The 12,820-nt window shown below is 41.5% G+C and carries 13 protein-coding genes; 1 reads left to right on the top strand and 12 read right to left on the bottom strand.

Annotation, left to right across the window (positions count from 1 at the left end):
* Positions 1-2 precede the first annotated feature (2 nt).
* The 6 genes from trmFO to HGJ98_RS17780 form a co-directional block, all read right to left on the bottom strand.
* Positions 3-1,322 carry a methylenetetrahydrofolate--tRNA-(uracil(54)-C(5))-methyltransferase (FADH(2)-oxidizing) TrmFO gene (gene trmFO, locus HGJ98_RS17805; protein WP_291353031.1) on the bottom strand — a complete coding sequence of 440 codons (1,320 nt, stop codon included), beginning with the start codon at positions 1,320-1,322 and terminating at the stop codon, positions 3-5.
* A gap of 25 nt (positions 1,323-1,347) precedes the next feature.
* The gene (gene topA / locus HGJ98_RS17800; protein ID WP_291353030.1) at positions 1,348-3,441 is read right to left on the bottom strand and encodes a type I DNA topoisomerase; all 2,094 of its coding nucleotides are present in this window, start codon (positions 3,439-3,441) and stop codon (positions 1,348-1,350) included.
* Positions 3,442-3,636: 195 nt separating this feature from the next.
* Positions 3,637-4,758, bottom strand: coding sequence for a DNA-processing protein DprA (gene dprA, locus HGJ98_RS17795; RefSeq protein WP_291353029.1), 1,122 nt, complete (start codon positions 4,756-4,758; stop codon positions 3,637-3,639).
* A 150-nt stretch (positions 4,759-4,908) separates the two neighbouring features.
* Positions 4,909-5,910 (bottom strand): Ku protein, encoded by a 1,002-nt coding sequence (locus HGJ98_RS17790; protein WP_291353028.1) that lies wholly within the window; start codon positions 5,908-5,910, stop codon positions 4,909-4,911.
* A gap of 276 nt (positions 5,911-6,186) precedes the next feature.
* A complete protein-coding gene (locus tag HGJ98_RS17785; protein ID WP_291353027.1) occupies positions 6,187-6,792 on the bottom strand; it encodes a DUF3786 domain-containing protein in 606 nt (201 codons plus the stop codon).
* A gap of 147 nt (positions 6,793-6,939) precedes the next feature.
* On the bottom strand, positions 6,940-7,773 hold the full coding sequence (locus HGJ98_RS17780) for a TIM barrel protein (RefSeq protein WP_291353026.1): 834 nt from the start codon (positions 7,771-7,773) through the stop codon (positions 6,940-6,942).
* A 218-nt stretch (positions 7,774-7,991) separates the two neighbouring features.
* Between HGJ98_RS17780 and HGJ98_RS17775 the strand changes: the two genes are divergently transcribed.
* Complete coding sequence (locus tag HGJ98_RS17775; RefSeq protein ID WP_291353025.1) at positions 7,992-8,180, top strand: protein sspF; 189 nt, start codon at positions 7,992-7,994, stop codon at positions 8,178-8,180.
* Between the two features lie 122 nt (positions 8,181-8,302).
* On the opposite strand, the gene HGJ98_RS17770 is transcribed toward HGJ98_RS17775, so the two are convergent.
* The 6 genes from HGJ98_RS17770 to HGJ98_RS17745 form a co-directional block, all read right to left on the bottom strand.
* Positions 8,303-8,731, bottom strand: coding sequence for an Hsp20/alpha crystallin family protein (locus tag HGJ98_RS17770; RefSeq protein ID WP_291353024.1), 429 nt, complete (start codon positions 8,729-8,731; stop codon positions 8,303-8,305).
* A 108-nt stretch (positions 8,732-8,839) separates the two neighbouring features.
* A complete protein-coding gene (locus tag HGJ98_RS17765) occupies positions 8,840-9,778 on the bottom strand; it encodes a hypothetical protein (protein ID WP_291353023.1) in 939 nt (312 codons plus the stop codon).
* A 331-nt stretch (positions 9,779-10,109) separates the two neighbouring features.
* Positions 10,110-10,721: a superoxide dismutase gene (locus tag HGJ98_RS17760; protein ID WP_291353022.1), complete on the bottom strand. Its 612-nt coding sequence runs from the start codon at positions 10,719-10,721 to the stop codon at positions 10,110-10,112.
* 141 nt (positions 10,722-10,862) lie between these two features.
* Entirely contained in the window at positions 10,863-11,558 is a 696-nt protein-coding gene (locus HGJ98_RS17755; RefSeq protein WP_291353135.1) for a response regulator transcription factor, read from the bottom strand.
* A 17-nt stretch (positions 11,559-11,575) separates the two neighbouring features.
* Positions 11,576-12,289 (bottom strand): ATP-binding protein, encoded by a 714-nt coding sequence (locus HGJ98_RS17750; RefSeq protein ID WP_291353021.1) that lies wholly within the window; start codon positions 12,287-12,289, stop codon positions 11,576-11,578.
* Positions 12,290-12,305: 16 nt separating this feature from the next.
* Positions 12,306-12,737 (bottom strand): response regulator, encoded by a 432-nt coding sequence (locus HGJ98_RS17745; protein ID WP_291353020.1) that lies wholly within the window; start codon positions 12,735-12,737, stop codon positions 12,306-12,308.
* Between the last annotated feature and the right edge of the window lie 83 nt (positions 12,738-12,820).

Genomic DNA, 12,820 nt, shown 5'->3' with positions numbered 1-12,820 from the left:
AGTTACCTCCCTATATCCTCTCGCGCACAGAACTCCTTCAAACTTGCTAAAGCCCTTTCCGAAATTTTAGTATTCTTTTCACGCTTGTCCCGTATACGCTGATCCAAAGGGGGCAATAGCCCAAAGTTAATATTCATTGGCTGGAAACTTTGACTAGGGGATCCCTCTAAATGGCGCGCTAGTCCACCTAAGGTCGTTTCAGGCGGAAATACTAAGGTATCCATCTGATTAAGCCTTCGCCAAGCATTAAGGCCTGCTAGAAAGCCGCTGGCAGCAGATTCTACATATCCTTCGACTCCAGTCATTTGACCGGCAAAGAAAAGGCCTGGTTTAGAACGCAGACTAAAATCCGCGTTTAGCACTTTCGGGGCATTGAGGAAGGTATTGCGGTGCATGACGCCATAACGTACGAACTCAGCCTTCTCTAGACCCGGTATTAATGAAAATACACGCTTTTGTTCTCCCCATTTTAAATGAGTTTGAAACCCTACTATATTAAACAAGGTTCCAGCTTGATTTTCTTTACGAAGCTGTACAACAGCATAAGACCTAATGCCCGTTCTTGGATCAACCAAACCTACCGGCTTCAGTGGACCAAAGGTCAGTGTCTGGGGTCCACGCTTGGCCATCACTTCCACAGGGAGGCAGCCTTCAAAGACCTTACCTTGTTCAAATCCCTGGACTTCAGCCATCTCTGCCTCTACTAATGCTTTGTGAAAGGAGTCGTACTCTTCCCTAGACATCGGACAATTTAAGTAATCCGCTTCTCCTTTATCATATCGCGAAGCCCAAAAAGCTTTGTCTAAATCGATGGATTCCAGAGTAACGATGGGAGCTGCCGCATCGTAGAAGGATAAAGCTTGTTCGCCAGTCAGCTTCAGTATATCAGCTGCTAAATCATCTGAGGTCAAGGGCCCGCTGGCAACGACAGTTATTCCTGTCTGGGGAACCCTTCGCACTTCCTCACGATGAATACAAACGTTGGGATGTTCCGCTAGCCGGGTTGTAATTTCACTCGAAAACAGTTCCCGATCGACAGCTAAAGCACCGCCAGCGGGAACCGCGTTATGATCCGCCGCACTCATAATTAAGGACCCTAAGCGGCGCATTTCTTCTTTTAATAACCCTACGGCATTCTCTACAGCAGCTCCCCGAAGGGAATTGCTGCAGACTAGTTCTGCAAATAGATCCGTTTGATGAGCAGGGGTCGTTTTGGTCGGACGCATTTCAAAGAGATCCACCTTGACACCACGTTCGGCCAGCTGCCAAGCAGCCTCCGACCCTGCGAGACCTGCGCCGATCACAGTTATAGACTGTTCCATGTGTTTATTCGCTCCTATACCTTCTTCAATTGGTTTCTTCAAGCACGATTGTATGCCGACATTCTGGGTTAGTGCAAACATGCTTCTTTTGCCGTTTTGTTGATTTAATGACCATCAAATGCTGGCACTCTGGGCAAGGGTCAGGGGCAGGCATTTCCCACGATACAAAATCACAGTCCGGATAGCCAAGGCATCCATAAAACTTTCGTCCTTTCTTGGAGCGACGAACTACAAGAGGTTTAGTACAGGTTGGGCAATTTGCACCCACTTCTTCAAAGAGTGGCTTGGTATTTCGACACTCAGGAAAACCTGGACACGCTAAGAATTTGCCGTAGCGACCCATCTTGATCACCATATTTCGGCCACAATTCTCACAAATCTCTTCTGAGACTTGATCTTCTATCTTCACCTTTCCAATCTTCTCTTCGGCCTCAGCCAAGGCCACGGAAAAGGGGGTGTAGTATTCTTCTATCACAGCTTTCCAAGGCGCTTTTCCTTCTTCGATTAGATCCAGCTTCTCTTCCAAATTAGCTGTGAACTCCAAATTTAGAATATCCGGAAAATGTTCCTTTAATAAGGTTATTACGATATCTCCAAGTTCCGTAATAATGAGCTGTTTCTCATCTTTAACAACATAGCCCCTGGTTTGAATAGTCTCAATGGTTGGAGCATAAGTACTCGGTCTACCGATTCCTTCCTCTTCCATCTTGCGCACGAGAGAGGCTTCTGTATAACGCGGTGGTGGTTCGGTAAAATGCTGTTTCTCTTGAAGTTTAATCAGGTTTAGCTTCTCTCCAGGTGAAACTGAAAGTGTTAAAGAATTTTGTTCCTCCTCAACTGTCTCAACCTCATCTTTTCCTTCCTCATAGATCGCTAAAAATCCAGGAAAACGGACCTTCGATGCATTGGCACGAAACAAGTATTCTTCCACAAGTGTTTCCACCGTCAAGGTATCTACCAAGGCCACACTCATCTGACTTGCCATAAAGCGCTCCCAGATCAAGCGGTATAATCGCAATTGATCCCGGGACAAAATCCCTTTCAAAAAATCTGGAGTGCGCAAAGGCAGAGTGGGACGAATCGCTTCATGGGCTTCTTGTGCCCGCCCCTTATTGGCAAATTGACGCGGTTCTGGAGGATAATAATCGTTCCCATAATTGGTGAGAATCCATTGCTTAGCCTCCTCTTGCGCAACTTCAGCAATCTTAACAGAGTCTGTACGCATGTATGTAATTAAACCAACCGTACCTTCTTTGCCCAGGTCAAGACCCTCATACAATTGCTGAGCTAACATCATTGTACGCTTTGGGGAAAAACTCAGCTTTCGATGAGCTTCCTGCTGTAGACTGCTTGTTGTAAAGGGTGGCGCCGGAAGTCGTTTCTTTTCTTTGGTTCGAACATCGGAAACTTGAAATTCCTTCCCCGTTAAATCCGCTAAAATCGTCTCCATTTCAGCTTTGCTGGAGATGGAGATCTTTTTCCCTGACTTCTTTAACAGCTTCGCTTGAAACTTTCCTCCAGCTGATTGGAGACTAGCCATCAAACTCCAGTATTCTTCCGATACAAAGGCACGAATTTCTTCTTCTCGATCATCCACTAAACGGACCGCCACAGATTGTACACGCCCGGCACTTAAGCCTTTTTTGATCTTCCGCCAAAGCAAAGGGCTTAGTTGGTAGCCCACTAAGCGATCAAATACTCTACGGGCTTGTTGAGCGTCCACTCGATCTTGGTCTATCTGCCGGGAATGCTTTATCGCGTTTTGTATGGCTTGTTTCGTAATCTCATGGAACTCAATCCGATTTTTGTCCCCTTTGTTAAGTCCTAACAGATGTGAAAGATGCCAAGCAATAGCTTCTCCCTCACGGTCAGGGTCAGACGCTAAGAAGACCTTATCCGCTCCTTTAGCGGCTGCACGAAGTTCTTTAATCAGGTCTCCCCGTCCGCGTATAGCGATATATTTTGGTTCAAAGTCGTTTTCTAAGTCCACACCCAACTGGCTTTTCGGTAAATCACGCAAATGCCCCATGGAGGCTTTAACAGTATAACGACTGCCTAAAAATTTGCTGATGGATTTTGCCTTGGCAGGGGACTCCACAATAACAAGCGTTTTTGACATTATTTCACCTCAATAAACTACTCGAGGTTCGAAGCGCGGTGCGCCAGGATCGAACTCGATGGTTTTCTTTACAGAAAACAATTATTATTTTTCACTCCATATACTTTAACTTATATCCAGATTCGTTTAATCTCAGTACTATGGTTAACAATTGGTAAAACTAAGCCCTATCTTAACGCCTTTTTCGTAGTATGTCTAGCGTTCTCGTGCTAATACATAGTGTTGACCTGGCAATTGTATGACTTTTCCGGCTAGTTGGAGCTCTAATAAGCCCAGCGAAACGGCTGATACTGGAAGATTTGAGTTTATTGTAATTTTGTCAATATGTAAAGGAACATCACTTAACAAACCTAGGATAATGTCATAGTCTTTTACACCATTAGAACTCTCAATGTCACTTGCTAAAGCTTCTTTGCGCAACGAAATATGTCCCACATAGTTGGACCATGCAGGTAATTCCTTGCAAATATCGTCGATTCCTTCCACAATCTTTGCTCCTTGGCGCAGCAAATTATGAGACCCTTTACTAACCTCGCTAAAAATCGGTCCTGGAACAGCAAATACTTCTCGCCCTTGTTCTAAGGCAAAATCAACTGTGATCAAAGCTCCACTTCGTTCTGCTGCTTCCACGACCACAACCCCACGAGAACACCCGCTGATCAATCGATTACGTGCTGGAAAATGCGCTGCATTCGGTGGAGAGCCTGGGGCAAATTCAGAAATCAAGGCGCCCCTTTCTATAATAGTTTCAGCCAGTCTCTGATTTTCTCGTGGATATATTTGATCAAGCCCGCATCCCAGGAAAGCCCACGTAACCCCTCCAGCATCAATTGCTCCTTGATGGGCTGCCGTATCAATTCCTCGAGCAAGACCGCTGGTAATAACAATTTCTTTTGCTGCAGCGTCTCGGGCAAGCATCTTAGCGACTGCTTTACCATAAGCTGTCGCTTTCCGTGAGCCCACAATCGCTAGTGCCTGAATATTCCCTTTTAATTGCCCACGATAATAAAGAAGTGGTGGAGCATCGGATAACTCTGCTAGTAAGTGGGGATAATCGATCTCCTCCGGGGTTATAATTTGGATCCCTTGTTTTATTAACCTTTCTGTAATTCTCTCGGGATCAATTGACTGTCTTGCCGTTATTAGCTCCTTAATCCAACGTTCCTGATAAGGAATTTCAAGATATTTACTTGCTGGAGCCTCCCAGGCTTTAAGAGCACTACCAAAATAAGCTATAAGCAAACGTAATCTCTGACTTCCTACCTTCGAAATTGTTCGAAATGCCGCTCGAATTATCTTTTCCTGTTCTATACCCATGCTAGTGACCCTCCTTAGCCCTCCTTTTCGGGACAAATGGGTCCTTCTCCTGCGCAGAATATTGTCGCTTCTTAAGGGTTTATGCAAAGTAATGTAATTATCTAGGCAGAATCATTGTTATTAAACATGACGCTTTGGGCAGAATAGGTGCTACGCTTCCTTCGCACGACGGGTTGTCCGTTTACGCGGAGTTAACGTAGACTTCGGTTTGACTACTGGTTTATCTTCGAGAATGGTTGTTTTCTCAGTGTCTGACGTTTGGACTTTGTCTGCTCTCTTGACAGATTCTCCAGCTTCTGCGACCTCAACTGGCTTATCTGCTCTAATTCGTTTTACAGATTTGATTGGTTTACTTGATCCATCCTCTTTACCGTCCATTAATTGTCCTTTTTCGTTTTCTGTCAAGGCAATACTAGCACGCAATGCTTCCATAAGATCCACTACTTTTCCACCTTTGACGGGGGTTTCCACTTGATAGGTTTCTCCTGCTACTTTGCTTTCTATTAACTGGGCCATGTGTTCACGTAATTCATCGTGATATTTTTCAGGTTCAAAGGGGCGAGCTAAATTTTCAATTAATTGTCGAGCCATGGTCAATTCTGCCTCTGTTGGAACTAGATGATCCCAAACCACATCCATATGGCGGATTTCCTTTGGGTAATACATAGTTTCCATTACTAAACCTTTTTCAAAAACACGCAGACAAGCCAAGTGCTGTTTCGAACGCATTGTAACTCGTGCTAAGGCGACTTTACCACTCTCTTCCATAGACTGACAAAGCAATCGATAGGCTTTCATGGCAGTTTCTTCTGGAGATAAATAATAGGACTTTTGATAATAAATCGGATCAATATCCGTTAAATTTATAAAATCAAGAATATCAATGGAACGGCTCATTGGTTGTTCTAATGAAGCTAGATCGTCCTCACTTAAAACAACATATCGATCTTTTTCATACTCAAATCCCTTTACTAAATCATTAGTGCCAACCTCTAAATCGCAAGTAGGACATTTTTTGATTGATCGAATACGATTCTTGCAGTCTTTATGAAGATAATTAAACTTAAATTCCTGTGTTTCTGTGGCCGCATGCATTTTTACAGGAACATTAACTAAACCGAAACTAATGGAGCCTTTCCATAACGTATGCATATAACATTCCTCCTCGACTTTAGTGTGATCAGCAAAGGATGTATTAATGCAACCTAACTTGAAAAAGCAGAGCCTTGATAATTTGGTTGATACGTTCAAAAAACCTTTGTCTTATGATAGACAAAGGTTAGATCGCATTAAACTCATTAATGCTAATAAGCACCTATGGCGGATTCCCATTCATTGACCTGCGAGGTTAATAACTGGTAGCATAAAGCAAACTAACTATTTGGCATGGAGGCGCCTTCCGTGTTAACCTTCTTCATACATTTTTCCCTATAACGTTGCTTTGATCCGTTTAAGTCCAAAAACAACCATACTTGCTAAGACTGCAAAATCCTCTGTTGGTAAAATTAAGGGGGCAGAAGCATCGAACAGAATATTACCAGACGCTGGGAATTCATCATCTGCTCTCCAAAGAATCAAGGCCACCGGAATTCTCGGAAACACCCTATATGTAACCCCTACATCACCAAGCCCATTAGTTTGTCCCCCTAAACGTGTCACTACTTCCAAGAGGCTATCTGGATCTGAACCAAACGTCCGTACTAAGGGATCAATAGCACGACCAGTAAAGGGTTTGATATAGATGGCTCCACCCGGTAATTCTTTGTAGGAGATAAGCTTCCCCGCTTCTAAAGGTTGACTAAGATTTGTAACATAATGGAGAATCAATATTTGCGCGGCAAGGGGCAGCTCTCCGTCTGAAGCCTGCATAGGCACAAACTGTCCGCTGGGATAGTCCACCTTAAAATGCTGGCCCAAAAATTCAAGAACCAGGGCATTCCCTTCAATAGAATAACCAGAACAACGCGCCATATCCTCTAAGGAACAAGCACGAAACTTTTCAAGCGCTACCTCATGAGCTGGAGTGTAATTCATCTCTATTTTCGCCTTCTTTCTGTCTTTTACTACCCCTGCGGGAGCCTCTCCCTCATCCTCCGTACTAATCCAACCTCAAACTTCTTAAAATGTTAGAACATTAAGGCCTTAATTAAGTATTTATTGATGACTAGTGAGCATATATGGTTATTTAGCGAGTGCCAAATAAGTCCGCTGAAGGAGTAGAGCATCGTCTTCTAAGTTTGGACTTTCACAAATCGCCAATCCTTCCACTCCGAAGCTATGACAGGCTTTCATTAGCTCTTCATAACGCAAGTCAGATTCTTTTAAAACAAGATGTCGTTTTTCGCCCTTTAATCCATATTCAATCCCAGATATATGAAAATGCACATTTTTCACCCATCGATCCCCAAGTTCCTCGGCAGTTAGATCTAGGATCTCACAAAACTCGTCATAGGAATTATACCTTCCATTAGTTCGGGCATGAAGATGGCTAAAGTCAATACAGGGTAGAACTCCCGGAACCTCTTTAGAGATCCGTATAGTTTCAGCTAGGTCTCCGAACTGAGTCCCTTTCCCAGTCGTTTCCGGACGAAGTACAACATGATTCTCTTCGGCATCGAGGGTATCACGCACAAGAGAAAGTTCTCGAACCACTCGCTCTAAGACCACGTTTGATGGGTCATCGTGATTAAAGGCCGGATGAAAAATCACGCTTCGGACACCTAGGATTTTAGAAAGTCTTGAGGTATGTAATATCCGATCTCGGCTTGCCGTAATTTTCTCCGGCTCACGAGAGTTTAGATTGATATAGTAGGGGGCATGACAACTCAAGGCGACATTATCCTCTTGGGCAACGGCACCAACCTTCTTCGCTTTCTCTTCTCCCATTCGCACTCCCTGGACAAATTCTAATTCTAAGGCCCCCAGATCTAACTCTCGAATACGACGTACCCCTCCCTCACTGGATCGATCCTTTGAGGAAATAGGAACACCTGCAGTTCCAAATAATAATGGCAAAAAGGTCACCCCATTGCTATTTTTTCTCACATTATATCCCTTTTCTTCTAAAAAGCCAATGAAAGACCATAAGACAAAGTCATCAATACTTATTTCTTCATTACCATTAAAGCCATAATTTTGTTTACATATTGTTTTGACAATAAAGCTATACTAACTTTAGTTTCATCATAAAGTGTTGAAAGAAACTAACCCCAACTTTGAAAGGAGGATTCCATATGTCAAGACGACGTAGTAGCATTATGTCTGACGCATTGAAAGAACAAATTGCTCAAGAGTTAGGTTTTGCCGGAACCCTTCACCAAGAAGGCTTTGGAGGAGTTTCTTCCCGTAACTGCGGTAATATGGTGAAAATGGCTATTGAATTAGCTGAAAGAAATCTGCCCAACAACACGAATTTTACTTGATAACATCTCTAGAGCCGAGCAAAATGCTCGGCTCCTTTATTTAAAGTATGAGGAACAGTAAAAATGGGTTGTTGAAGATTTCAACAACCCCATTGCTAATTACTTCGTTCAGTTAGCTTACCTTAGTTAAAATTAACTTCAATATGTCGTGCTGCAGGATGTTCATCTTTTAAAAAGCTAAGTTTTAATAGCCCATTTTTGTAACTTGCGTGAGCCCCATCGGTCTTTACCTGGGCTGGTAGGGTTAGTAATCGTGAAAACCTGCCAAAATATCGTTCCGAGTGCCGAGAAATGCTTTCACCTTCGTCTTCATGAACCACTCTACGAATTTCACCTTGAATCATCAGTCGATTTTCATCCAGTGTTATTCTAAGATCCTCAGGCTTTTCTATACCTGGAATCTCCGCAATGACCAGTACTTTATTCTGGGTTTCTTCAATATCTATACGATATCCATCTGTAAGATTATCTTTCCCATGCTTTAGAATACGATCCATTTCATGCCAAAAGGGATCCAGCATCCGGTATGGTTCATTGGGAATCAACGACATTTTCTATCACCTCATTTGTTTATTCCTTAGAATGCGCTCTTTAATGATAGATTATGCCAACACTGATTAGGCCTTTGACAAATAGTGACCTAACCAGTGATATTTAATTTAGCTTTCATGATTATAGTATTTTAGGGCTCGTAACGCCCTAAGTGTATTCCACCTACTTGGTTTACCTACCTCCTCAATTTCAAAAAAGACCTCCCCTGCTTGTCTGACTTGCATAGACCAAGTGCCATCTGCGCTTTGATGTTTCTTTATTACATCAATCGCTTCACTCATTCTTAAATCATAAGGAACTTCAGCACTTTGGAAATAATCAAGAGCCCTAAGCACATCATAACGCCACCTCATGGGATAGGACAACATAAGCATTCTGGTATCTATAATTTCCCCTGTTCTATCCGATTTGAATAGCTTATGCTGCAAAATGAATTCTCTGGATTGATTCTCAACTTCCCGTAATTCAGATAAGCGATACTTGTATCCCTTCTTAGAATACTCCAAAATCCCTTCGATAACTGATATTGTAGAATGCAAAGAACTATGTTTTGCTCCTTTTCTGTTTAATCTACAATTAAAGCCACCGTCATTCATGTGTTGCAGCAAAATAAAATCAACAATTGATTGTAAATAGTTTTCTCTCACTCCAAAATAAGAAGCATAGTTTAGAACCATCCCATTAATGCAAACATCACTTTCCGCTATAAAGCTAGATGGATTTATTCCTCCATCTGAACCCTTTTCATTTCTAAAAATTGCCCCAAGAGTATCCTCAATAACTCTTATATTTTTTGATATCCCCATGTTTTTTAGATCCAAGAGAATATAATGGGTATTTGTACTTTTAGGGTGATAAAATCCCTTTCCGGTATGAATTTTGATGTAACGACCATTTAGGAATTGTTTTCCCCAACCTTCAAATTGAATGCGATCCTTCAGAGCTTTTACTACCTTTGTGTCCGATTTCAGAAGATCCCGGTGTGTCTGATATTGTATCACAACATCCCCTTGTAAGAGCCAATCAATTACTTTGTTGGTTGTCATCTTCATTAACTCCCATCTAAAAATATAGATTTCCTCAAATTACATGTCTAAACGGACCATTTAAAATAAACTATAAGTTCATCTCTGTCTATATACTCACTACCAGAGTAAATAAGCTTCGAGGAGGAAGCCTTATTGTCACACAAGAGTCACTCCCTTGCTCATTAGATAGAATATTCTATCTAATGTCACGTTTTCCTTCTTAAACAACAATACTTTTTAGAATAATCTAAACTTTTTAAAGTAAAAAGACGAGTACAAGACTCGCCTTCATTAAAAAATTATAGATTCTCCTATAGACAATTAATTTGTCAGTAATCAGATTGTCGCTTTACTTAACGTCCTTCAGGCCCATGACATCTCCAAACCGTATGAGAACATCTTCCCAGTTTACTAAGTTCCACCACGCCTCAACCCATTCTGCTCGCCTGTTTTGATAGTTTAGGTAATAAGCGTGTTCCCAAACATCAATGGTTAAGAGTGGAATTACTCCCCATTGGGCAAGATTTTGATGATTTTCTGCTTGTAGAATCTCTAATTGTTTAAAAAATGGACTCCATACTAATAAGGTCCACCCAGATCCTTCTACAGCAACAGCTGCAGCAGTAAAGTGTTTCTTAAAATCTTCAAAGGAGCCGAAATCCTTATTGATACGTTCCGCTAATATTCCTTGAGCAGTTCCACCACCGCCAGGACGCATATTCTCCCAAAAAAGTGTATGCAGTAAGTGCCCTGATCCATGAAAAGCCAATTCGTGCTCCCAATGCTTGATAAGAGCAAAATTTCCTTCTTCTCTAGCTTTCGCAAGTTGTTCTTCGACTTTATTGAGACCGTCCACGTAGGACTTATGATGGACATCGTGATGAAGCCTAACAGTTGCTTCATCACAATAAGGTTCTAGCGCATCGTAGGCATAGGGTAATTTCGGTAATCGAAATGACAAATTGATCTCCTCCTTTTATAAGTTCAACCGCGCAGGTCCTTTCCTATGTAAGGATAATAACAAAGAAAAATGCCATTATTATGACATTTTTCTTTTATTTAAAATCTATTCTATTCACATGGTTAAACTAGAGATTAGCCACTAATCAGGTCTAACCCCCAGTTTGTATCCTACCCCGTGTACTGTCTTAATGTAATAAGGATTAGAGATATCTGGCTCAATCTTTTCTCTGAGACGCTTTACTAGGGAAGTGACCACGGAAGCACTTCCATAATAGTCTGAGTCCCATATTTGATTCAGAAGTTGTTCTCTAGTAAAGACCTGATCCGGACGGTTGCAGAGAAGCCATAAAAGAGAAAATTCTTTAGGGGTTAAATCTATCTCTTTCCCTTGAACTTCAGTCATTCGGTTGTCATTATTAATAATAAGCCCCGGAAGCTTTACTATATTTTTTTCATTTTTCCGGGGGACCTCTTTAACCCGACGTAACACTGCCTTAATGCGTAAGACGAGTTCTGTGCTGTCAAAAGGTTTAGTGATATAATCATCGCAGCCTAAAATGAGTCCAGAAATCTTATCCTCATTGTCTTCCTTAGCCGTTAAAATGATAATAGGCAGATTACTTTCCCTGCGTATTATGCGGCAAACCTCAAATCCGTCCATTCCAGGCATCATGATATCAAGCAGAAGCAGATTGGGCTTAAAATTACGCCACTCATTGATAACTTCTGTACCCTGCCCAACAACCTTTACACTATACCCTTCCCGGGTTAATAAGATATATAGAAATTGTTGGATACTGGGATCATCTTCTGCTACCAAGATTTTAATTTCGATGATAAAGCCCCCCTCTCCTAAACACCAAATACTGCCGTAAAATAGAATTTGCTTCCTATTCCTTCTCTGCTATCAACATATAATTCCCCATCCATCAATCTAACCAGTTCCTTCGTAATTATTAAACCCGTGCCTCCGAACTCCTTTATGAGAGAATCTGCCTCACGAAATCCCTTGATTAGCTTGGATAGCTTGTCTTCAGGAATGCCGATGCCAGTATCAGACACAATAAATCTAATTTCCATCCAACGTTCATTCAGCTCTTCAAGGTCAACTTCTATTGCTACTCCACCTTGATTCGTGAACCTTACACTATTTCCCACTAAATTTGAAAGTACCTGTTTAATTCTTAGCGAATCTCCTATGACATTTTTGGGAATTTCATTATTAAAATCTTTTAGTCTAATCTCTATGTTTTTTTGTTGGGCAGCGGTGTTAAATAAATCAATCACTTCATGAACTATCTGACGAATATCAAAAGGACGTTGTTCCAAATCGACCTTTCCTGCTTGAATTTTAGAATAATCTATAATATCCGTTAATACTTTCAACAATAATTTAGTTGATGATTTCACGGTAGTTAGATAGTCCCGTTGTTCTTCTGTTACCTCAGTCATAAGGGTTAAATCAGTCATACTGATGATTCTAGTCATATAAGTACGAATTTCATGGCTCTTGGCTTCTAACAAAGAATTGTCTATACGACTATGTTCTGTAACGACGTTTACCATAGAAGGAGTCACCCCATCATTCTCCCAATGTTTTTGTCCATTTATCGACAATTGCATAAAATGCCTGTGTTTCGACTGGTTTTGTTAAGTAATCGTCCATTCCTGCATCAAGGCATGTTTGTCTTGCAGAATTTAAAGCGTTGGCCGTTAATGCAATAATTGGAGTACGCTTCATTTTCTGTCCTTCAAATCGTCTTATAGTACCTGCTGCTTTGTAACCATCTAATATTGGCATCTGACAATCCATAATGATGACATCAAATTCCTGTTTCTGATAAGCGTCGATCGCTGCTTGCCCGTTTTCCGCCACAATAACACTCCAGCCTTTTCGAACTGAAAAGTGTTCCAACACCTTGCGTATAACCACATCATCCTCTGCAATAAGAAGCTTAATTGGTTTTTCTTCGCAGCTATTTTGTAAGAAGGGATTAGTTTCTCCGATCTTCATTAAACCTATCTCCTTTAATCAGGGGCCAATAACGTTGTTCACTGACGACGCTCATTTTTACTGCCACAAAGATTTGATAAATT

This window comes from Desulfosporosinus sp. (assembly GCF_014237355.1).
Classification (GTDB): Bacteria; Bacillota; Desulfitobacteriia; order Desulfitobacteriales; family Desulfitobacteriaceae; genus Desulfosporosinus.
The sequence above is the reverse complement of the archived record's forward strand: the minus strand, read 5'-3'. Positions and strand labels throughout refer to the sequence as shown.